The sequence below is a fragment of the Saccharospirillum sp. genome (assembly GCF_039982735.1).
GTDB lineage: Bacteria > Pseudomonadota > Gammaproteobacteria > Pseudomonadales > Natronospirillaceae > Saccharospirillum.
This window is the reverse complement of record NZ_JBDWXV010000020.1, coordinates 1-20929: the sequence shown is the minus strand read 5'-3', so window position 1 is coordinate 20929 and position 20929 is coordinate 1. Positions and strand designations below refer to the sequence as shown.

The 20929-nt window shown below is 55.5% G+C and carries 21 protein-coding genes; 10 read left to right on the top strand and 11 right to left on the bottom strand.

Translation table 11 applies throughout. The features are described from left to right. Positions 1-6: 6 nt before the first annotated feature. The 5 genes from cobU to ABJT94_RS17225 all read left to right on the top strand — a co-directional run bounded on the left by cobU (position 7) and on the right by ABJT94_RS17225 (position 4404). Entirely contained in the window at positions 7-510 is a 504-nt protein-coding gene (cobU, locus tag ABJT94_RS17245; RefSeq protein ID WP_348475894.1) for a bifunctional adenosylcobinamide kinase/adenosylcobinamide-phosphate guanylyltransferase, read from the top strand. A gap of 69 nt (positions 511-579) precedes the next feature. After that, positions 580-1635 (top strand): nicotinate-nucleotide--dimethylbenzimidazole phosphoribosyltransferase, encoded by a 1056-nt coding sequence (gene cobT / locus ABJT94_RS17240; RefSeq protein WP_348475875.1) that lies wholly within the window; start codon positions 580-582, stop codon positions 1633-1635. A 5-nt stretch (positions 1636-1640) separates the two neighbouring features. Then, positions 1641-2435 (top strand): adenosylcobinamide-GDP ribazoletransferase, encoded by a 795-nt coding sequence (locus ABJT94_RS17235; RefSeq protein ID WP_348475876.1) that lies wholly within the window; start codon positions 1641-1643, stop codon positions 2433-2435. A gap of 41 nt (positions 2436-2476) precedes the next feature. After that, positions 2477-3025, top strand: a complete 549-nt coding sequence (locus ABJT94_RS17230; protein ID WP_348475877.1) for a histidine phosphatase family protein — start codon at positions 2477-2479, stop codon at positions 3023-3025. A 56-nt stretch (positions 3026-3081) separates the two neighbouring features. Continuing rightward, positions 3082-4404 (top strand): NAD(P)/FAD-dependent oxidoreductase, encoded by a 1323-nt coding sequence (locus tag ABJT94_RS17225; RefSeq protein ID WP_348475878.1) that lies wholly within the window; start codon positions 3082-3084, stop codon positions 4402-4404. A gap of 261 nt (positions 4405-4665) precedes the next feature. Here ABJT94_RS17225 and folE read toward each other — a convergent pair whose 3' ends face one another. The 3 genes from folE to lpxL all read right to left on the bottom strand — a co-directional run bounded on the left by folE (position 4666) and on the right by lpxL (position 7909). Further along, positions 4666-5304, bottom strand: a complete 639-nt coding sequence (gene folE / locus ABJT94_RS17220) for a GTP cyclohydrolase I FolE (RefSeq protein ID WP_348475879.1) — start codon at positions 5302-5304, stop codon at positions 4666-4668. 93 nt (positions 5305-5397) lie between these two features. After that, complete coding sequence (locus tag ABJT94_RS17215; RefSeq protein ID WP_348475880.1) at positions 5398-6813, bottom strand: leucyl aminopeptidase family protein; 1416 nt, start codon at positions 6811-6813, stop codon at positions 5398-5400. A gap of 115 nt (positions 6814-6928) precedes the next feature. Continuing rightward, positions 6929-7909 carry an LpxL/LpxP family Kdo(2)-lipid IV(A) lauroyl/palmitoleoyl acyltransferase gene (gene lpxL, locus ABJT94_RS17210; protein WP_348475881.1) on the bottom strand — a complete coding sequence of 327 codons (981 nt, stop codon included), beginning with the start codon at positions 7907-7909 and terminating at the stop codon, positions 6929-6931. A gap of 85 nt (positions 7910-7994) precedes the next feature. On the opposite strand from lpxL, the gene ABJT94_RS17205 reads away from it, so the two are divergent. Next, the gene (locus ABJT94_RS17205; RefSeq protein ID WP_348475882.1) at positions 7995-8138 is read left to right on the top strand and encodes a hypothetical protein; all 144 of its coding nucleotides are present in this window, start codon (positions 7995-7997) and stop codon (positions 8136-8138) included. Between the two features lie 155 nt (positions 8139-8293). Here ABJT94_RS17205 and ABJT94_RS17200 read toward each other — a convergent pair whose 3' ends face one another. Next, positions 8294-8677 carry a RidA family protein gene (locus ABJT94_RS17200; RefSeq protein WP_348475883.1) on the bottom strand — a complete coding sequence of 128 codons (384 nt, stop codon included), beginning with the start codon at positions 8675-8677 and terminating at the stop codon, positions 8294-8296. A gap of 160 nt (positions 8678-8837) precedes the next feature. Here ABJT94_RS17200 and speA point away from each other — a divergent pair, with 160 nt between their 5' ends. After that, positions 8838-10748 carry a biosynthetic arginine decarboxylase gene (gene speA / locus ABJT94_RS17195; protein ID WP_348475884.1) on the top strand — a complete coding sequence of 637 codons (1911 nt, stop codon included), beginning with the start codon at positions 8838-8840 and terminating at the stop codon, positions 10746-10748. A gap of 378 nt (positions 10749-11126) precedes the next feature. Then, positions 11127-11417 carry a DUF1127 domain-containing protein gene (locus ABJT94_RS17190; protein WP_127556826.1) on the top strand — a complete coding sequence of 97 codons (291 nt, stop codon included), beginning with the start codon at positions 11127-11129 and terminating at the stop codon, positions 11415-11417. A gap of 110 nt (positions 11418-11527) precedes the next feature. Here the strand turns inward: ABJT94_RS17190 and ABJT94_RS17185 are convergent, their stop codons facing one another. From ABJT94_RS17185 to ABJT94_RS17175, 3 genes are read right to left on the bottom strand one after another with little or no spacing between them, the layout of a single operon-like run. Then, a complete protein-coding gene (locus tag ABJT94_RS17185) occupies positions 11528-12208 on the bottom strand; it encodes a hypothetical protein (RefSeq protein WP_348475885.1) in 681 nt (226 codons plus the stop codon). Continuing rightward, on the bottom strand, positions 12195-12815 hold the full coding sequence (locus ABJT94_RS17180; RefSeq protein ID WP_348475886.1) for a sigma-70 family RNA polymerase sigma factor: 621 nt from the start codon (positions 12813-12815) through the stop codon (positions 12195-12197). Before ABJT94_RS17180 ends, ABJT94_RS17185 begins: the two co-directional genes overlap by 14 nt. Before the next feature lie 19 nt (positions 12816-12834). After that, on the bottom strand, positions 12835-14532 hold the full coding sequence (locus tag ABJT94_RS17175; RefSeq protein ID WP_348475887.1) for a VWA domain-containing protein: 1698 nt from the start codon (positions 14530-14532) through the stop codon (positions 12835-12837). Positions 14533-14740: 208 nt separating this feature from the next. Between ABJT94_RS17175 and ABJT94_RS17170 the strand changes: the two genes are divergently transcribed. Further along, positions 14741-16360 (top strand): hypothetical protein, encoded by a 1620-nt coding sequence (locus tag ABJT94_RS17170; protein WP_348475888.1) that lies wholly within the window; start codon positions 14741-14743, stop codon positions 16358-16360. Between the two features lie 699 nt (positions 16361-17059). On the opposite strand, the gene ABJT94_RS17165 is transcribed toward ABJT94_RS17170, so the two are convergent. The 3 genes from ABJT94_RS17165 to ABJT94_RS17155 are packed head-to-tail and all read right to left on the bottom strand — an operon-like array spanning position 17060 to position 19064. Further along, entirely contained in the window at positions 17060-17626 is a 567-nt protein-coding gene (locus ABJT94_RS17165) for a hypothetical protein (RefSeq protein ID WP_348475889.1), read from the bottom strand. Next, the gene (locus tag ABJT94_RS17160) at positions 17623-18753 is read right to left on the bottom strand and encodes a PQQ-binding-like beta-propeller repeat protein (RefSeq protein ID WP_348475890.1); all 1131 of its coding nucleotides are present in this window, start codon (positions 18751-18753) and stop codon (positions 17623-17625) included. The genes ABJT94_RS17165 and ABJT94_RS17160 overlap by 4 nt, the downstream gene beginning before the upstream one ends. Positions 18754-18761: 8 nt before the next feature. Further along, positions 18762-19064, bottom strand: a complete 303-nt coding sequence (locus tag ABJT94_RS17155) for a hypothetical protein (protein WP_348475891.1) — start codon at positions 19062-19064, stop codon at positions 18762-18764. A gap of 198 nt (positions 19065-19262) precedes the next feature. On the opposite strand from ABJT94_RS17155, the gene ABJT94_RS17150 reads away from it, so the two are divergent. Then, positions 19263-20252, top strand: coding sequence for a hypothetical protein (locus ABJT94_RS17150; RefSeq protein ID WP_348475892.1), 990 nt, complete (start codon positions 19263-19265; stop codon positions 20250-20252). Between the two features lie 268 nt (positions 20253-20520). Here the strand turns inward: ABJT94_RS17150 and ABJT94_RS17145 are convergent, their stop codons facing one another. Next, positions 20521-20829: a hypothetical protein gene (locus ABJT94_RS17145; RefSeq protein ID WP_348475893.1), complete on the bottom strand. Its 309-nt coding sequence runs from the start codon at positions 20827-20829 to the stop codon at positions 20521-20523. Positions 20830-20929 lie beyond the last annotated feature (100 nt).

Genomic DNA, 20929 nt, shown 5'->3' with positions numbered 1-20929 from the left:
TTGACTGTGCACCTGATCCTCGGCGGAGCCCGTTCCGGTAAATCAAGTTATGCCGAACGCATTGCTCTTGCAGCCGACGGCCCACTTCACTATCTGGCCACAGCCGAAGCCGGCGATGCAGAAATGGCAGACCGCCTGGAACGACACCAGGCCCTGCGCTCTCCCCGATTCGAAACCTGTGAATGCCCGCTGACGCTACCCGAGGAACTGGCCAAAAGAGATCAACCCGGCCACACTGTTCTGGTAGATTGTCTGACCTTATGGCTTAGCAATTGTCTGCTAACCACACCTGATTCCTGGGCTGAGAGGCGTGCAGCCCTGTTAGGCCGATTGCGAGAAACCCAGGCTGAGATTCTGCTGGTGAGCAATGAAGTCGGCCAGGGCATTGTGCCCCTGGGTGCACTGAACCGGCGCTTTGTTGATGAGGCCGGGTGGCTGCATCAGGCTATTGCAGAGCAGGCTGAACAGGTCACCTGGGTAGTGGCAGGGTTACCGCAAAAATTGAAATAACTGAATGGTTCAGTAAATTTTAAAGTTGGCAAAGATTCAAACTTTAGCCACCAGAGGGAACAGCAACCCATGCCTAAGGACCGCTTTACCATCACCGCTGTAGACAACAGTCTTGATGCTGTTATCCAGAATACGCTCGATAACAAGACCAAGCCGCCCGGATCACTGGGTCAGTTGGAAGCGGTGGCGGCACAGATCGCTCGTCTTCAGCACAGTTTAAGCCCGCAGCTCAGTCGGTTGAATCATTGTGTGTTTGCGGCCGACCATGGTGTCTGTGACGAAGGTGTCAGCCCCTACCCCAGCGACGTGACGCGCCAGATGGTGTTGAACTTTATGGCCGGTGGCGCTGCCATCAACGTTTTTTGCCGACAGCAGGACGTTCGGTTGACCGTGGTCGATGCCGGGCTAAAGGGCGAACCGCTGCCCGCGCACCCAAACCTGATTGACGCCAAGCTTGGCGAGGGCAGCGCGAACTTGTTGCGTCAGCCTGCCATGAGCCGCGAGCACTACCAGCTAGCGGTCGACAAAGCCGCCGACATCATAGAAATGCAACTGGCCGAAGGCGCCGACATTCTCAGCTTCGGTGAAATGGGCATTGGCAATACTACCTCGGGCGCGGCGCTGATGGCCGCCTGCCTGAAGGTCGACCCGGCCGACTGCGTTGGTGCCGGAACCGGGGCCGACGCCACACTTATTGAACACAAAACCCAGGTGGTTCGCCAGGCACTGGCTCTGCACCAGGCAGGCCTGACCTCGGGTCGTGCCATCATGCAGCACCTGGGTGGCTTCGAGCTGGCGATGATAGCCGGGGCCATGGCGGCTACGGCAGAACTGGGCAAACCTTTTATTGTCGACGGCTTTCTGGCAACGGCCGCCCTGCTGACCGTCTGGTACGACCACCCGGAGATCCTCGACTACGCCCTGTTCAGCCATGTCTCCGGCGAGCATGGTCACCAGCGCATGCTCACCGCTTTGGGCGTAAAACCCTTGCTGCAACTCGATCTGCGCCTGGGCGAAGGTACCGGCGCTGTATTGGCCTGGCCGCTGATTCGGGCCGCCGTTGCCATGCTCGATGAAATGGCCAGCTTCGACAGTGCCGGCGTCGATACCGCTGGGGGTGATTGAGCGTAATGCCACCACCGGATACCCCCCGAACGGAACCCTGGCTCGTCACCCAGTGGCACAGTTTCTTCAACGCCTGGGTCTTCTTCTCCCGCCTGCCGCCGCCCCCGGGTATCCGCTTTGACGACGCGCTGCTAAACCACAGCAGCCGCTATTTTACGTGGATCGGGGCGATTCTCGGCCTGATGTTGGCGCTGGTCGTGATGGCCGCAGGCACCTTATGGACTTGGCCCGTGGCGGTTGCGCTGATGCTGGCTTTCAGCCTGCTGCTGACCGGCGCCTTTCACGAAGATGGCCTGGCCGACACCTTTGATGGCTTTGGCGGTGGCTTCACCCGCGAGGCCGTGCTCACCATCATGAAAGACAGCCGCCTGGGCACTTACGGTGCGGCGGCCCTTATAGTCACCCTGCTGATTCGCTGGCTGGCCTGGACAACCCTGTTCGAGCAAGGCTTGTCGCCCTGGTGGGCGCTGCCTCTGATCGCCGCCTGGAGCCGGTTCTGGGCCATCTCAACCCTCTGGACGCTCCCCTACGCCCGCGACGACAACAGCAAAAGCAAACCCCTGGCCACGCGCTTTGGCATAGGTGCCTCGGTGCTGGCATTGGTGCCCGTAATAGGGTTAGTCTGGTGGCTAAGCCCGATGCAGCTGCTCGGCCTAGTGCTTGGAGCCCTGTTGCTTCGCGCCCTGTTGAACCGCTGGTTTATGCGCCGCATTCAGGGCTACACTGGCGACTGCCTGGGCGCTGCCCAGCAACTGCAGGAAACGCTGGCCGTGCTGATCTTGCTGGCGTTCATTGCCTGAGCAGGGATAGAAACCCTAACCGTCATCATGGAAGGATACCGGTGATACTGATTCGACACGGCGCACCGGCCGAAACCGGTGTCTGTTACGGGCACAGCGACCCGACTCTGGCAGAACCGGCGGAACAGACCGCCCGGTCGCTGTCTGCCAGGCTCGCGCAGCGACCAGGGCCCTTGTATTGCAGCCCGTCGCCTCGCTGTCTGGCCATTGCCCGGGCCCTGGCCCCGGCTGAGCAGATAATGGAAGTCGAGGCGCTGCGAGAACTGAATTTTGGCGACTGGGAGCAACGCCCCTGGTCCGATATTGATCGCCACGCTCTGGACGACTGGGCGCAACAGCCGCTCGACTACTGCATGCCGGGCGGAGAATCCGGACGCGATCTGTTCAGCCGGGTATATGCGTGGGCGACGCAAACAACACTCGATGAGCACAGCATCGTGATTGCCCACGCTGGCAGCCTGCGCGCCCTGGCTGCAACGCTGTTGGAGCAGCCATTTGAGCATACCTGGCAGTGGCCAGTACCCTACGGCATTGCATTAAAACTGAATTCCCGGGGCTCCGGGTTCGATTTATGGGAGCAGGATGACTAGTCCTACAGAATTGAGAACAGCCCCGAACCGATTATTCATGACCAAAGGAGTCCAATGTGACTCAAAACACAACCACTCAGCCGGAGAACATTGTCATCATCGGTGGCGGAGCCGGTGGCCTTGAACTGGCCACGCGCCTGGGCAAAAAGCTGGGGCGGCGCAAGCAAGCGCGCATCACGCTGATCGACCGCAACAACACCCATCTGTGGAAACCGCTGCTGCACGAAGTCGCCGCCGGCTCTCTGGATGCGGGTGTCGATGAGGTAAACTACCGGGGCCAGGCGCGCCGTAACGGCTTTCATTTTACCCTGGGCACCGTCTGCGATCTGGACCGGGAGAAACGAGAAGTAATTCTGGCGCCGCTGGTCGACAGCGAAGGCACCACCGTGCTCAAAGAACGCCGCGTCCCCTACGATCAACTGGTGTTTTCCCTGGGCAGCGTCACCAACGATTTCGGCATTCCCGGCATCAAGGAACACTGCATGGTGCTCGACGCCCCAGCACAGGCCGAGCGCTTCCACCAGCACCTGCTCAACGCCTTTCTGCGACTCGACCGGGCGCGGGCCCAGGGTCTGGATGAACGCTTAAAGCTGGTTATCGTCGGCGGCGGCGCCACCGGGGTTGAGCTGTCGGCCGAGCTGTACAATGCCGCCAGCGTTCTGAAAGACTACGACCTCGGCCACGTTGGACCGGACCATCTGGACGTTACCCTGGTCGAAGCCGGGCCGCGCATTTTGCCCGCCCTGCCCGATCGCATCAGCCAGACGGTCACCCACGAACTCGGTCAACTGGGCGTCACCGTGCGCACCCAGACCAAGGTCGTCAAAGGCCATGAGGGTGCACTGGAAACAGACGACGGCGAACGCATTGAAGGGTCGATCATGGTATGGGCGGCTGGCGTGCGTGCTCCAAGTTTTCTCAAGGATCTGGCCGGGCTGGAAACCACTCGTAACAACCTGATGCTGGTCAGTGCCACCCTGCAAACAACAAGAGACGACCGCATCTGGGCCATTGGCGACTGCAGCGCCTGCCCGCAACCGGGCGATCGCTGGGTACCGCCCCGCGCCCAGTCGGCACATCAGATGGCCAGCCATGTGTATAAGAACATGCTGCGTCAGCGCCAGCAAAAGCCACTGCTTGAATACCGGTACAAAGACCATGGTTCGCTGATCAGCCTGAGCCGGTTCAGCACGGTGGGCTCACTGATGGGCAATCTGACCCGGGGCAGCATGATGATTGAAGGGCGCATTGCCCGGATGGTCTACATCAGCCTGTATCGGCAGCATCAGGTGGCGCTGCATGGTGTGGCCAGAACAGCACTGCTGACGGTGATCGACCGCTTGAATCATGCGATTCGGCCGCGCTTGAAACTGCACTGAGATCGAACTATCTGCACGCAACCTGATTTCATACTGAATCGGGTTGCTCGCTAACTCTAGTGTTGGAGTTCGCCCGGGAGACTAGCGCCGGGTGCCGGGTGCCGGGTGTGCCTCTGTGGGGAAGTCCGCAACATGGATGTTGCGGCCTAGGCCCGATGCGTCGGACCGACATGGACGTATCTACGCCGTCCCACAGAGGCATACCTGGTAGCCGGCGCGGTCCATAGCCTCCAATGTGACCCGAATTCCGTAACTTGGCTACTAACTTAAAAACTCAGTACGCAACCCGGCGTCTTTTTTGAATACCCCACCCAGCGCAATGGTCTCGGTCTGAGACTGCTCGTCCATTACTCCACGCGCTTTCACACAATAATGCTTCGCATCAATATGCACGGCGACATCATCGGTACCGAGGAGTACTTGCAGCGATACCATAATCTGACGGGTCAGACGTTCCTGAACCTGGGGCCGTTGGGCGAAGAAACGTACCAGGCGGTTCAGTTTCGACAGGCCAATAATCGTATCTTTGGGAATGTAGGCGATACGGGCGCAGCCATCGATGGTGATGAAATGATGCTCACAGGTGCTGAGCACGCCGATATCCCGCACTTTAATCACTTCATGCAGGCCCATCTTGTTCTCGATCTGGGTGATCTTCGGGAAGGTGCTGTAATCGAGACCGGAGAAAATTTCTTCAACGTACATCTTGGCGATGCGCGCCGGGGTTTCCATCAGGCTGTCGTCGGTTAAATCGAGCCCGAGGGTGCCTGCCACTTCCGCCATCAGCCCGGTGATGCGCTCTCGTTTCTGTTCATTGCTCAGGCCATTGTCGACCATGGGGGTCTCCAGACCCTGGTGCACCAGTGCTTCACGGACAGCTGCGGCTTCGTTACTCAACATGGGCGGGCACTCTTTGCAATTAGGTGGGGTTACCGGGTTGTACGCAGTCAACCCGGGGGCCAGATGACAGCCCGATGACGATTTCTGGCAGACTCAGTCTGCACCGGACGACCAGTCCTGCAGCCACTGCCGGGTGAGGCGAACACCAAAGCCAGTCACATCCGTTGGAACATGGGCCAGGCCCCCTTTGTGGCTATCGGCCGCCAGGTCGACATGCACCCAGGGTACGCCCGCCTCCACAAACCGGCTCAGAAATCGGGCCGCATCGATATGATCGGACGACTTGCCCGGGTTGCACTGCTGAATATCGGCAATGTCGCTTTTAATCTGGTCGTCGTAATCCGGGTCGATCGGGAAAGGCCAGACCCGCTCTCCGCAGCGCTGACCGGTACTGATCAGCGGCATCCACCAGGCATCATGGTTGGTAAAAACGCCACTGTATCGGGTAGAGAGGGCAGCAATGCAGGTGCCGGTCAGGGTGGCGTAGTCAAATACCCATTTCGGCCGTTCGCGCGACGCCAGCGTCAGGGTATCGGCCAGAATCATCCGGCCCTCGGCATCGGTATCCACCACTTCAATGGTGGTGCCGTTCAACGCCCGCACCACCTGATTGGCATGATAGGCATTGGGCCCCAGGTGGTTGGCTACCAGTGCCAGCCAGCCGGTCATGTTGAACGGCAAACCCAGTCGGGTGGCGGTTAGCAGGCTGCCCAGCACTGCCGCGCTGCCGCCCATATCACCGTGCATGCCAAACATGCTGCCGCTGATTTTCAGGTTATAGCCCCCGGTATCGAAACAGACGCCCTTGCCGACCAGGGCCAGGGTGTCGGTTGATTCCGGCTTGCCGCGATACTGCACCCGCACGATGGAGGCATCCTGACTCTCCGAGCCCTGTGCCACGGCCAGGAAGGCACCCGCGCCCATTTGTTGTAGTTCTTTGTAGTCGTAGACCCGGTAATTCCAGCCTTCGGCCTCGGCCAGGTCTTCCACCCAGTCCCGATACGACCAGGGGGTGAGCTCGTTGGCGGGCATCGTCGACAAAAACCGGGTTAAGGCATTGCCTTCGGCTTCGGCACAGCGAATGCGCACGTCAGCATCGTTGATCGGCCCCACCAGCGTAATGCGCGTCACCGTCGGGGCCGGGGCGGGGTCCTGCTTGAAGGTAGGCAGCACATACAAAGCCGCCAATGCCGCGCTGAGCAAGGCGTCTAGTGCTTCGGCACTGTCGGCCACCAGCGTCAGATGCCGATCACCCACCTGCCAGGCACCAGACAGCGCTTTACGCGCCTGGGTCAGGCGCTCGAACATCGAACTGGCCGACGCCAGCTTAACAAAAGTCCACTGCCCCTTTGGTGCTTCATCCGGCGCCAGCGTTTGATCCCGCTCCCGGTTTCGGTCGGCAATAACAGTCAAAACACTGCGTTCACGCCATTCCAGCACGGCATCAGTGTCCGTTGGTACTGAGGCGGCGATTTGGACATCAAAAACGGGATAGTCGAAGGCTTTCATAGTCACCTTGTTTAGAAGCCTCTGCGGGCTGCGGTAATCGTTGTCTTAGAGGTTGCTCATGTTGGGCTTACTTGGTTGCCGGTTGTCGGTGCCGGCACGGCGCCAAATCATGACATCAATAAACCGAAGGCTCGCCCTCAGGCCGGGTTTTAAAACGCTTGTGCAACCACAAATACTGATCTGGCGCTTCCCGTACACAGCCTTCCAGCCAGGCATTAAAACAGGCCGCATCATTGATGTCATCTCCACTGGGGATCGGCAGCGGCGGCCCAAAACGGGCGCCGTATCCCAACAGTGTCGAGTCACGGTAGAAAAACACCGGAATAACGCGGGCATTGCCCGATTTAGCCAGCTTGCTGGTCATAGTGACTGTCGCCGTCTGGATGTTGAAAAACGGCACGAATTCGCTCGCCTTGCGGCCATAATCCTGATCGGGCGCGTACCAGACAATGCGGCCCTCGCGCAGTGACCGGATCAGGCCCTTCATATCGCGACGCGCCAGTGTCCGTTCGCACCAGCGTTCACGCGAGCGGGTCATAAAGTAGTTGAGCAGGGCGTTGTCGTGTTTGCGGTAGACCAGATCATAGGGCTTGATCAGTCCGAACAGCGCACCGGCCATGTCCAGAATGGCGAAATGGCCGCCGACCAGCAGCACGCCCTGGCCGTCTTTCTCGGCGGCATCCAGGTGCTCAACACCCTCCCAGCGCACGCGCGAGCGCATACGCTCTATCGGGCGCACCCAGGAATCGGCCGTTTCGAAAAACCCCAACACATTGGCGAAAAAAGTATCCCGAACCAGTTTTTTGCGCTCAGCTTCGGTTTTCTCCGGGAAACACAGATCGATGTTGGTTTTGGCAATGTGATGCCGGCTGCGGGCGAGGCGCATGGCCAGGGGCGTCAGTATGTGGGCCAGCCCAATGCGAACTTTACCGGGTATATACCCAATCACGTACATAAAGCCGATGAACAGCCAGGCTCCCCAGTATTTGGGCGCCAGAAAGTCGCTATACTGGGTGCCTTCGGTAACACGCGAGTCGCGCTGACGGCGCCCCGGCCGCTTGGGCGGGGTCGGTGGTGAGGGGTTCGCTTGACGCATCGGGCTCATGAATCGTTAAATGGACCGGCAGTTTATCAAATTTATCCACTAACCTTCGAACAATTCCCATCAAGGATTCGCCAACATGGCCAAAGCATTGCCAAAATTCCTCACTCGCCGCCGCGCTGCCCACAAGCTATTAAGCTGGCTGGCCGCCATGCAGGTCAGATGGCAAGGCTACAAAGACGCGCGCAGCGCGCTAAAGGCCAAACGCAAGCGGGGGAAGTAACGCCACGAGTCCGTGCCAGTTACCGGGTCTGCCTATCCGGGGTCGGCGTAGATCCATCCATGGAGCCTAGGCCACAACATCCCTGTTGCGGACTCCCCCGGATAGGCAGACCCGGCACCTGTCACTCAGCCGGAGTTAAATAATAGTACTGGACCTCAGGAAAGCCCCATCACCCCATCCATCTCAACCTGGGCGTCTTTCGGCAACTGAGCCACGCCAATCGCCGCACGCGCCGGATACGGGGCCTCGAAATACTCTTTCATGATCTCGTTGACGGTGTTGAAATGACCAAGGTCGGTCAGGAAGATGTTCAGCTTAACAATGTGCTGCAAACTGCCTCCGGCCGCTTCGCAGACCGCTGTCAGGTTCTTGAAAACCTGTTGCACCTGGGCTGCGATGTCGCCTTCGACCAGCGCCATGGTTTTCGGATCGAGCGGGATCTGGCCCGACAGATAGACGGTATCGCCCACTTTAACAGCCTGTGAATAGGGGCCTATGGCGGCCGGGGCCTGATCGGTGCTGATGATGCTCTTGTTCATGCTCGGACACTCCATTTCATCAATTTACGCAGCCCGCCATTATGATTGATTGCGCGCTGAGCACAACGTTCTACAATCGCCTCTTTTCGAACATCCTGGTGAATGCTGCTAGGCTGCCACTACCGATTGCCGTTATTTGATGATAAGGAAAACGCTTACTATGAGTTGGTCCGTTGCCGACGCTCTTGAACTGTATAACGTCAGCCGCTGGTCGGAAGACTACTTTGGCATTACCAGCGATGGTCGTGTCAGCGTCAACCACGCCGCCCAGCCGGTTCCGCTCACGCGTATTGTCGACGCCGCTCGCGCCCAGGGTTTGCAAATGCCGCTGCTGGTGCGTTTTCCGCATATTCTGCATGACCGGGTTGGCACCATTGTGGATGCCTTTCACAAGGCCATCGCCAGTGAAGCCTATCAGGGCCAGTACCAGCCGTTGTATCCAATCAAGGTGAACCAGCAACGCCGGGTTGTTGAGGAAATCATTAACGGCCAACAAAAAGCGTGTAACGGCCGCATTGGGCTGGAAGCCGGCAGCAAGCCGGAGTTACTGGCGGTGATGGCCGAGGCTCATAAAGGTGAGACCACCATTGTTTGCAACGGCTACAAAGACCGGGAGTTCATTCGGCTGGCGCTGCTGGCTGAGAAACTCGGCCACCGGGTGTTTCTGGTGGTGGAGAAAGCCAGCGAAGTCGACTGGGTGATTCAGATCGCTCAGGAGCTGAACGTGCGGCCGCGCATTGGCGTGCGTGCGCGGCTGTCGTCCATTGGTAAGGGAAACTGGCAGAACACCGGGGGCGAGAAATCCAAATTTGGTCTGACCGCCGCCGAGGTATTGCGTGTAGTCGATGCCCTGAAAGCCGCCAATATGACTGATGCCTTCCAGTTGCTTCATTTTCACCTGGGCTCACAGATCGCCAACATCCGCGATATTCAGGTTGGTTTGCGCGAATGTGCGCGCTTCTATGTTGAACTGCGTCAGCTGGGTGTGCCTGTGTCATGCGTCGACGTTGGTGGTGGCCTGGGTGTCGACTACGAAGGCACCCGCTCGCGTTCGACCTGTTCGATGAACTACAGCACCCAGGAATACGCCAACAACGTCGTGTTCGCCTTCCGGCAAGCGGCCGAGCAGGCGGAACTGCCGCACCCGAACATTTTCAGTGAATCCGGCCGGGCGGTTACCGCGCATCACGCTGTGTTGCTAACCGATGTGATCGAAGAAGAACGAGCCAATTCCACCGACGTGGGCAAGCCCGAGAGTGACGAACAACCCGCCCTGCTCGAACTCTGGTCCTGCCTGCAGGATCTGGACTCGCGCAAGCGGTCTCTGGCCGAGCTCTACCATGACGCCAGCTACTTCCTCAGCGAGTGCCACCAGGCCTATAACCTGGGGCAATTGTCGCTACATGGCCGGGCCCAGGCCGAAGAGCTGGCGCGTAGTCTGAACCAGGGTATTCGCAGCCGCTTGAACCCGAGTAAGAGCAGCCACAGAGGCATGATCGACGACTTGAATGAAAAGCTGGCGACCAAGTTGTTCGTTAACTTCTCGGTCTTCCAGTCGGTGCCTGACATCTGGGGTATCGACCAGATTTTCCCGATTCTGCCGCTGACTGGGCTAGACCGGGAACCGACTGAACGCGGCGTGATTCAGGACATCACCTGTGATTCCGATGGTCGCATCAATGCCTACGTCGACGGTGAAGGTGTCGAAACCACCCTGCCCCTTCCGGACTGGACCCCCAATGAAAAACCCTGGCTAGGGCTGTTCATGGTGGGCGCCTACCAGGAAATTCTGGGTGACCTGCACAACCTGTTCGGCGATACCGACAGCCTCGACATCTTCTTTGAAGAAAACGGCGACCTGCGCCTGAGCAACGTGCGTCGTGGTGACAGCATTCAAGGCGTGCTGAAAACCGTCGACTTCGAATTCGACATGCTCAAAGCCGCCTTCGACAAACAACTGCAAGCCGCCAACCTGAGTGACGCCGAACGAGCCGACATGATGCAGCAATACATCAACGGCCTGAACCAGATCACCTATCTGGAAGCGCGCCAGGCGACGGCGCCGCAGTAACCCCGGCATAATCTAAAGAGTACCGCCTATGGCCGTGCAGTGTCCGTTTTGCAGCGCACCCTACACGGCTGATTACCCGGCCAAAACCGAAGGCGTGCACACGGTCAAATGTGACCAGTGCCAGCGCGCCTTTATTATCTGGGTCAGAAAAGGGTGGTTGGGGTGGTCGCGGGTTGTCAAAGTGAGGTAACGGACAGCCTTGTAAAGCGCCGTTTTTCCGGCGCTGTCAGCAAGCCAGTAATATTTTGTATTTAACTCATAAAAAGTGATTTTGGCGATTGATCTTGACCGGTCGGATAAGCATAATCCGCGCCGCGATCTGCCTACTAATTGACCAGACCGTATACCCTTACATTTGCTGTTTTACCGGAGAACACCATGACAGCTATCGGTCTCAACACCCTCGTTCAACTACCTGCCAAAGCACCGGTACCCGAATTCTATATGCCGTCGATGCCACCGCTGCACTTGTTTGCCACGGCAGGTCGCCTTTACCGTGCCTGGCAATACCGCAACAAGCTGATCAGCCTGACACGATACGATGATGCCACGCTGGAAGACATTGGCTACACCCGTGCAGAACTGAAGATGGCCATTGCCATGCCACTGAGCCAGGACCCGCGCCCGGTGTTGAAGCAGTGGCGTGCGCAGCGTCGGATTACCGGATAAACCCGAACACAACGGTCTGCCTGCTCCTGGCTGGAGCGGGCAGACCGTACCTGAAAGATCCTAGCTCTCCTTTCAAGAGCCTCTCCCTTTTCGACTTTATTCAGCTCTGCTCATTTTGAGTCACAAGGCGATTCGGCGCCCCTGGAAACAACGCTCCCGATACCGCCACTCTCCGACCATTCGACTTCAAACCAGCCCTTGCTGGGCGCAGTCGGAATGGTGTACTCGAACAAACTGCCATCACATTGTTCAAACACAGAATTTTCTCCTGCTATTGCTTTCAGAAAGCGCGGCTTTACAGCTACCGCTTCTGCCTGCAACGATTCAAACGGCAAAGCGCGATCAGCCATCATCACGGGCGCATCAGATCCGGACGGTTCATTCGGCGCCGGTTCCATACGCCGTGACTCCGCTTTGGGAGCCGGTGTTGGTGCACTGCGAGCGGGTTCAGGGGATGCTTCACCGGTGGTCAATTCAGTCAAAAAAGACTGTGCCGACTCAGTCGCTTCTGTATCGGCCATCTCCGAAACCATACTGACGTCTTCGCTGAGTGAGAGCACCGGATCTTGCAGCCAGTTCATACCCAGCACGAGAATGACCACAGCGGCGGCGACCGAAGACAAGGCACCTTTCCAGCCATAACCCCGCCCATGACGGTCTTTTTCAGCCTTGGCAGTCGCTAACACCGTCTCGTTCAAGCGCTCGGGGGCCGGGTGACGCTGCTTGCGCTGCTGGTAAAGCGACGACAGGTCATCATGCTGTGCTGAGCGGTCGTCGTCATGCGGGGCCATGATGCGCCTCCAACTGTTGCTGTAGGGTTTGACGGGCAAAACGCAACCGGCTTTTAATGGTTTCCTGGCCGATGCCGGTAATATCGCTGATGTCTTTCAGGCTAAAGCCCTCCTGTTGCAACACGAACGCCTCGCGCTGGGCAAAGGGCAACCCGAGCAACAGCCGGTCAAAGTGCTGGTGAAGGTTATCCTGAGCGATGGTGCTTTCCAGCGGTTGTGTGTGCAGTTCTGCCAGGCTCGCCGGGTCGGTTTCTGCGTCGTCGAGATCCGTCGTTTGCCAGCGTTTCTGTCGCCGTAACTCGTCGATCATCAGGTGCCGGCCCAGGGTGAACAACCATGTTTTGAATTTGGCCGACCCCGGCTCGTACTGATGGCGCCGCTCCATCACCCTGAGCCAGACGCTCTGGTACAAGTCTTCAGCAAAGGCGGCATCGGTTTGGGTTAACAGGAAATGGTAGAGGTCGCCCCCTGTGTCGCGCATCAGACGGGCGAGCAGGTCCGCGCTGCCGGATTGACGATAGCGCCACATCAGTTGGCTGTCCGGGTCGGCCGGGGCTGCATCGCCCCGGCCGGTGAACCAGCCCTGTACGTTGGATAACAGCGTCACTGCTAACGATATTCCTGTTTCAATGGGGTGCCAACGCCTCGGCGTTCTGCATCAGTTGAAGCAACTCCTGGCGGTAGCCGAAGGCATCCTCGCCAATGGCCGCTTGCGCCAGTTGACGGGCATCTGCAATTGACCAGTCGTCGACATAGTAGCTGCCGCGCAACAACTCGCCAAATCCGGCGACAGCAGCGGCAAACTGCATGGCGCTGTCCATACTCTGGGCTTCAGTGGCCGCTTCGACCGGATGGGACATCAGAATACTGCGATGCTGATCCGGCCGTTTGTAGCGCAGTTTCACAAAGGCCAGTTCCGAAGCCGTGGCTTCAACACCCGAGTGCTCCTGAAAACGCAGCGGATCAATAAACCTGAAGTCACTGCGGGCGGGCACCACTTCGTACAGTGCTGTGACCGAATGGCCAGCCCCGACATCACCGGCATCTACCCGGTCGTTATTGAAGTCTTCCCGGCGAAGTTGGCGGTTGTCGTAACCGATCAGGCGGTATTCAGCCACCCACTCCGGGTTAAACTCGACCTGTATTTTGACGTCTTTGGCGATGCTGTGCAGCGTACCAGCCAGGTCTTCGGCGAATACCTTGCGAGCCTCCCGGAACTGGTCAATGTAATAGGCGGTGCCATTGCCCAAGTTGGTCAGCTCTTCCATCAGCTGATCGTTATAATTGCCGGTCCCAAACCCGAGCGCACTGAAGAAGACGCCGCTTTCACGCTTGGCTTCAATCAGTGTTTTCAGGTCATCCAGGTTGGTCACTCCCACATTAAAGTCACCATCGGTGCCCAGTATCACCCGGTTGATGCCACCTTCCGTGAACTGCGCTTCTGCAACCTGATAGGCCAACTGAATGCCCGCACTGCCATGAGTGCTGCCGCCGGCCTGCAACTGGTTCAGCGCATGACTGATGCTGACGCGATCATCCCCACCGGTAGGTTCCAACACCACCCCCGACGCTCCGGCATAAACCACAATGGCCACTTTATCTTCAGGCCGTAGCCTATCTACCAGCAATCCAAAAGCACGTTGCAGCAGTGGCAATTTATTGGGCTGGTTCATGGAGCCGGAGACATCGAGCAAGAATACCAGATTCATCGGCGGCAGTGACTCTGCTTCAACCTCGTAACCCTGCACCCCAATGCGCAACAACTGGGTATGTTCGTTCCAGGGTGTGGGTGCCAGCTGGGTATGAATGGCAAAGGGATGATCACTCTCACCAGGCCCTTCATACTGATAATCGAAGTAATTAAGCAGCTCTTCGACCCGAATGCTGTCTTCGGGTGGCATGACACCCTGGCTCAAAAACCGGCGCATGTTGCTGTAGCTGGCCGTATCCACATCAACACTGAAGGTAGACACCGGCGACTCCAACACACGGTGGATCGGGTTAACCGCGGCTGCCTCATAGCGTTCCCGATCGGGCTCGATAACCACCCCAGGCTCTGGGCTTGGAGCGGGCATCACAAAACTTGCGATGCTTTCAGAGCGGGCAGCGGGCTGTGCCTGAATGTGGGGACTCGTGGCATCCGCAAGCGTCGAATTGAGTTTAGTTGTCTCACGCAACGGTTCTGGCTGCGGTGCCGGGCGAATTTCGGCCGATGACGGTTCCGAATGAGCCTGCCCCACTTCCAGAGTATTGGGCTCCTGGACGCTGGAACAGGCAGTGAGTATGGCGGTGCTCAGCCAAAGGCCGTGAGTGCGATTGATCATGTGGATTCCCCTTGTATCGTACGACCGCCTCATGGTCGGTCTTGGGGGTTAAACGTCTGAGGTTGGGAAAAGGGGTAAAAATAATTTGAGTGCACTGCGCCCAGCGCGCGGAAAACCGATGAAATTACAAATTGATACTCAATTTCATTCAGGTTCTGCCTCAGCCCGGCCGCTACCCACTGAGTATCGTTACGTCTGAGGGATTATTATGCGTATCATCAGTAGTGATGTGGTCAGCCAATCGGTTCAGCAACACACCACCGAGCGACTGCAACAGCGGCGTGAACAGGTCAGCACGCTGGACCAGGACACACTCCAGCAACGGTTCAACCGTGGCTCGGACATTATGGATGTCGGTCAGGGGAACCTAGTCTTCGAACGCAAACGGTCAGCCGATCGCGAAGCCAGCGTCACATTGGAGCTGACTACCACTCACTCAGAGCGGCTTGCCTTGCAGGCGGCCTCGGTCGTCGCTGGGCCGGGCGACACCATCAGCAGCCATTTAAGCCAATCAATCCTCGAGGCGGTCACGGCGTCTTCGCAACGGGCCGAGTTCACGATCACCCGCTCACTGCCGACGGGTAGCAATGGCAACCCAGCCGACGCAACCCTTATTGAGATCAGCACAGTCGAAAGTGTTGAAACCCATAATTCAGTACAAATGAACACCCTGGGCACGGTAACGACCGCAGACGGGCGCGAGATTAGTTTTCTCATGCAACTTGATTTTGAACGCCTGACACAACGTGAACAGGTCAATACCTTCGTCGGGAATGTCGACCTGATTGATCCACTCGCCATCAACCTGAACGGCGAAAGTGTGCAACTGAGCGACGAAGTGTTCGACTTTGACCTCAATGCCGACGGCGAACTGGACAGCGTATCCAGAACCGCCAGTGGTTCCGGCTACCTCGTATTCGATCGCAACGGCAACGGGAAAATTGATGACGGCAGCGAGCTGTTTGGCCCGTCGACTGGCCATGGTTATCAGGAGCTGGCCGAACTCGATAACGACGGCAACGGCTGGATAGACGAAGGCGACGCCGCTTTTCAACAATTGGGCTTCATGCAGTTCGACGACCAGGGCCAGCCCGTCATCCAATCTCTGTCTACCGTGGGTCTGGGTGCCATATCGCTCACCAGTGCCGAAACCCAGTACGACTTACTCGATAGCCAGGGCGAATTGCAGGCACAGGTGAAACGAAGCGGGGCCGCCTTAATGGAAAACGGCGCCGTCGCCGTGGTGCAGGAACTGAACCTGCGCAACTTCGTCTCCGAGTCCAGCCTTGGGTACATTGATGACGACGGGCAGGAAGACACCCGAATGAACCCCCTGGCGTTCTTTCAGGATTCCATAGAGGTTCGGATTCAGGAGCGCAATGAGGAAACCCAGGTCCGGATTCAGGGGAACAACCTGTTGGCACAAGCATCAACCGAGCCAGTGCTGCAACGACCCACCAGTGAAGAAGCCCCGGTAGTTACCATCGCCTTTCAGGGCGAAATAACTCAACGCGTCGAGGCCTCCGTGAGCCGACAAGAACAAACCTTTGACAGTGAAACCCGGCGGTTAGCCGTAGAACGCATGCAAGCCAACCTGGATTTCAGCACAACGAAGAAGGTCAGCCAGACCTACGTGTTCACGCCCGAGGCGGCCGAACACAGATTTCTCAATAACCTGCCGACCGGCTGGCAGTTTGACCAAACGCCTCAAGACGGTGCGCTTGAACGATTAAAGAACTTAGTTGAGTCTCTGAAAGAGATGCAACAGCATCAGAAGGAGTCGCTTGAGAAACTGGGCCTATACCACTCCATCGGCCGCCTTAATTGAACTGGAACGGTCCATTGGCAACGTGCCTGCCACTGAGTATAAATAGATGTTCTGTCTTTTCCTGTGCATTCATGAACCCGCAGCCGTAGTACTAGCTTATCAGACTGCAGCAGACCAGTTGACGATCATCCTGATACCGTCAAACGTTGGCTTGGTATTCGCAGGTGGCCATGATGCAGCTAGTAGCAAGGGACGTTCGAATCCTAAAAGTCGATTTCGGCGACTTCCTCAATCCTGGCGTTGGCGGTACACAACGCCAGGATTGTAGCGATGATGAACCTCACGACTGAATAACCCTCGTTTACTGGTACTGCCATAAGAACCTTAATCAATGAAAAGCCAACGCCACAACCAGCCCAATAAACACCCACAACAATGACGCAAGGATTAACCCGATTACACGCCACCAGCTAGCTCGGGAAGATGTACTCCTTCGCACCTTGACAGTAATCAATGCTGCCAGGGCAGCAAAGCCTACTGGCCAATAACGATCATATTGTGATTCACCGATATTTACCGCAGCGAATGCAACCACCCAACCGACGACCGCACCCACAATACCCAAGGTGATCTTGTAAACTCTGGACTGACTGTTGTACGCCAACCCCCATAAGCAAGCGGTAAATGTGCCAAAAAACGCGGCAATAATCAGTTGCGAGCGCTGGAAGCCCTTCTGCTTATGCCCAGAAGGTGGCATCGCTACTTTTTTACTGAACCTGCCTCCAACGCTTCAAGCTCGCGAGCGGCGGAAACGGGTACGGAATAGTACCGGGAGGCTGCTTCATGCGCACTGCCGAGCACGAATGTCCAGCTGTCAATATCTCGTTTTAACAGTTTCAACTGAAACGCTACGAAGGGTTCTGGAACCATACCCTCTTTTTCACTGACATCAAATTCAAGTACCTGGCTAACGCCGTTGAACTCAAATGACAGTGTGATTACATTACCTTCCCACTGTGTTTCAATCGCAGAAAAATTAATACGACCATTTGATGCTTTGGATAGTTTTTCGAGTCTATTTCGATAATAGTCTTCGTCTTGATATCTCTGACTGCCATCAAAGGTATCGACGTCAAAATACGACAACCCGAGTGCTTCCATTGATAAGATTTCCAAGGGTAGGACGTACTCGGCAGCAGCCATCTGGTTAAGCTCCCGATCAAGGACCTCTTGCTCGGGACGGTATTCGATGACTTTGTGCTTCAGTAGTATATCCAATGCCTTACTACTGACTTTTGCTAGTTCTTCTTTGGTTAAATGCATCATTCAGGTCGAATCCAGGCCATATTTGGGTCTTTTGGTCGATGGGGAGAGATATATTCCTCATCCCACTGGTAGCATCGCATATTGCCGCCCATATCCATAAAATAAACATCCTTCTCATAAAAGTGGATGCTCCAAGGCTGATATGGATCTTCAGCTTCCCAGACAATATCTCCGGTCCACTTATCAATCGCCAACACGCGGTCACCATCTGCACTGGCAAAAACAAGATCACCGGCAATATAGTTCTGGTTAAACTTATTAAACTTCTTTCGCCATAGAATGAGCTTAGATTTCCAGTGGTAGCAATGAAAGATATCGCCGTCTGAGCGACTTTCAGTAAATACTGACAATGGAGAAAATCGATCACTAAAGTCTGAAAATTGAACGCCGCCTACACAGTCTTCGTCATTCAAAGTACCAATAACATTCAAAGTACGGTCGTCTAAGTAGCAACCGCCGCCATCACTGAAACTCAATTTAATTCCACTTTGGTTTCCAATAGCAGCAGAAAAACCAAGCACTTCCTTTTCAGAAATAATTGCCATATCGCTAATTCTGCGAATCTGCAGGTTTTCTTTGGCCTTACACACGACTTGACCTTGATCGTAAAACATCCAACCTGGCCAGCTCGCACCGACATCCTGAATTGTCTCCTTCCAAGTATTAAGGTCAAGAACCCACCAGTGACCTGGTTTCTTATCGGGATTTAGCTCCCTGATCGCGTAGTGGCCGGTAATGAATCCGCGTCCGCGAGGCCTTGGCTCTATACCATAGGCGTCAAAGGCAGGCCAAGGATCATGCGCTATTTCCAGCGTTTCCAAATCCACAATATATGGATCAATAAAAAGATACTTCCCATTGTGACGATTATTTACCATACCATTAATACAACGACTGAAACTCAACCTATCGACTATGACGCCTTCCTTTCGGTTGAATATAACCAAGCCATCTTTATTCGAAGCAGATAATAGAAGGTCACCATACGGAATAATCTTATGGTGAAGTTGATCTAAAGAATTTCTATAGTCACCCTTAAAGTCATATAGAAAAGATTTCCTGGGTATTCCTGACACTCGGGCTGTCATAGACCAATTCCAGATTGCGATTCTTTCCTGATCAGTCATAGCACTCTCTAACTCGTAAATGGTGGAACACTTTCTTCCACGACGTCTACTTTAATTAAGTCATCAAACAAAGCATCGAATTCTTCCGGGGTCTTATCCAGCCAGTCACCTAACATTCCAGAGCCTTCGAAAGAATTTCCGTTTACCTTTTGCTCTCTAACAATTTTCTTAAAACGCTCTAACACCTCTTCTCTAGTAGTGCCAGACTTGCCCCAGAACCCACCATTCAACACATAGTGGATTCTCGGCTTGCCGTCACCCTTCCACGCAACAGCACCTAAATCACTTATATCTTCAATATTACGAATCACTTGCTCCTGCAAATGCTTAACAAACTGCCTGTCCAAGATGTCCGAAAGATAAGCATCAATATCAGCTTTGTTACCATTGTATTAACACGAAGCTGGACACCAACACGAAGCTGGACACCCATCCTAACACTTGACTTGGGAAAAGACATACAGTAGTTTATACAGCATACTTACAACGGGCCGTCAGGGTTAGACGCTATGCCACGTTCGAGGAAATCCCAGATCGCCATAGAGGCGACTCCTTATTACCACTGCACCTCCCGATGCGTGCGCCGGGCGTTCTTGTGCGGCCGCGATGAACATTCCGGCAACGACTACGAACACCGCCGCGGCTGGATTGAACACCGCATGCTACTGCTAGCCGAGGTATATGCCCTCGATATCTGCGCTTATGCGGTCATGTCCAACCATTATCATATCGTTTTGCACATCAACTCCGAAAAGGCCAAAGCCTGGACGGAGAGACAAGTTATTGAGCGTTGGCATAGGTTGTATTCCGGTAATTTCCTGACCCAACAGTACATGGCCGGGAAGGATCTTTACGAAGAGCAACTCAAAGCCATAGCAGAGTTGGCGACTGAATGGCGCGAACGCCTAATGTCGATCAGTTGGTTCATGCGGGCCCTGAATGAAGACATTGCCCGACAGGCTAATGCGGAAGACGGCTGTACTGGGCGCTTCTGGGAGGCCAGGTTTAAATCCCAGGCATTGCTCGATGAGAAAGCCCTTGCAACCTGCCTAGCCTATGTGGATTTAAACCCTATTCGAGCACAGATAGCAGACACGCCGGAATCATCCGAATTCACCTCAGCTAAAAAACGGATAGCTACCGCGCAGAAGGCCCCTGAATCACTAGAACCCCATCAACCAAAATCATTGTTTCCGTTTGTGGGCTACCCGCGCCAGGGTATGCCCGAAGGCCTTCCCTTTCGACTGCAAGACTACCTGGAATTGGTAGACTGGACCTGGCGCCAAATACGAGATGACAAGCGTGGAAGTATCGACAATAGCACCCCACCTATTCTCGAACGCCTAAGCATCGACGCTGAACACTGGATCTACAACACTCAGCACTTTGAAAGTCAGTTTAAGGGCTTGGTGGGCACCGCCATTTCCATCAAAGCCAAGTTTCAGCAGTTTGGTTATCAGCGAACCCCGGGTCTTCGGCTGGCAGAGCTGCTAACTTAGAGTGATCCCCAGCTTATAAAAAATCCTCTTCACAGGGCAGCCTGAAGCTTTACTATGGCTGAAAACCCGTATTTCTGACCCACCCAGTAATTCCGACTGTTACTTTCCTTTTTTACACAGCCTTTTGTGTGACTTTATGTTCGGTATCATCTTATTACGTTGATATGGATGTCCATTTAGTCTTTTAGTCTTTCGTTGATATGGATGTCCATTTAGTCTCTTAGTCTCGATTCATGGAAAGGTTGCCTGGGTATGGGCGCCTTAACCCTTAAACCCAATTTCCTTCGATCTCAACATGACTCACATCGCAGGATTGTAACCACGCCTGTAAATCAGGCAGGGTTTTCTCCAACGCGTAACTGCCCATGAAATTCAGCGTCAGGTTACCTTGTTCCAAGGCATAGCTTTCCAGATTGAGGCTATCGTATGAAGCTTCGAGTTTATCGAGCACTATTTCCAGGGTGGCTTCAGCTGCTGGAAAGGTGTTTTCGACGTAGGTTTCTAACACAGCTCCAGTTTTACCGGCGACCATCAAGCTTAGTATCAAGCTTGAACCGCGACAATAATTATCGACCATAGTAGATTTCCTCTGGAGTTTTAAAGTTCAAGCGCTTTCTTGGCCGAGAGTTCAGACGATCCGCGATGATGTCGCATTGTTGCTGTGTCAGCTCAGCCAT

Coding starts and splice junctions, on each gene's coding strand:
- cobT (WP_348475875.1), top strand. CDS start 580: ATGCCTAAGGACCGCTTTACCATCACCGCTGTAGACAACAGTCTTGAT.
- ABJT94_RS17235 (WP_348475876.1), top strand. CDS start 1,641: ATGCCACCACCGGATACCCCCCGAACGGAACCCTGGCTCGTCACCCAG.
- folE (WP_348475879.1), bottom strand. CDS start 5,304: ATGTTGAGTAACGAAGCCGCAGCTGTCCGTGAAGCACTGGTGCACCAG.
- ABJT94_RS17215 (WP_348475880.1), bottom strand. CDS start 6,813: ATGAAAGCCTTCGACTATCCCGTTTTTGATGTCCAAATCGCCGCCTCA.
- lpxL (WP_348475881.1), bottom strand. CDS start 7,909: ATGCGTCAAGCGAACCCCTCACCACCGACCCCGCCCAAGCGGCCGGGG.
- ABJT94_RS17205 (WP_348475882.1), top strand. CDS start 7,995: ATGGCCAAAGCATTGCCAAAATTCCTCACTCGCCGCCGCGCTGCCCAC.
- ABJT94_RS17200 (WP_348475883.1), bottom strand. CDS start 8,677: ATGAACAAGAGCATCATCAGCACCGATCAGGCCCCGGCCGCCATAGGC.
- speA (WP_348475884.1), top strand. CDS start 8,838: ATGAGTTGGTCCGTTGCCGACGCTCTTGAACTGTATAACGTCAGCCGC.
- ABJT94_RS17190 (WP_127556826.1), top strand. CDS start 11,127: ATGACAGCTATCGGTCTCAACACCCTCGTTCAACTACCTGCCAAAGCA.
- ABJT94_RS17185 (WP_348475885.1), bottom strand. CDS start 12,208: ATGGCCCCGCATGACGACGACCGCTCAGCACAGCATGATGACCTGTCG.
- ABJT94_RS17175 (WP_348475887.1), bottom strand. CDS start 14,532: ATGATCAATCGCACTCACGGCCTTTGGCTGAGCACCGCCATACTCACT.
- ABJT94_RS17170 (WP_348475888.1), top strand. CDS start 14,741: ATGCGTATCATCAGTAGTGATGTGGTCAGCCAATCGGTTCAGCAACAC.
- ABJT94_RS17165 (WP_348475889.1), bottom strand. CDS start 17,626: ATGATGCATTTAACCAAAGAAGAACTAGCAAAAGTCAGTAGTAAGGCA.
- ABJT94_RS17160 (WP_348475890.1), bottom strand. CDS start 18,753: ATGACTGATCAGGAAAGAATCGCAATCTGGAATTGGTCTATGACAGCC.
- ABJT94_RS17150 (WP_348475892.1), top strand. CDS start 19,263: ATGCCACGTTCGAGGAAATCCCAGATCGCCATAGAGGCGACTCCTTAT.
- ABJT94_RS17145 (WP_348475893.1), bottom strand. CDS start 20,829: ATGGTCGATAATTATTGTCGCGGTTCAAGCTTGATACTAAGCTTGATG.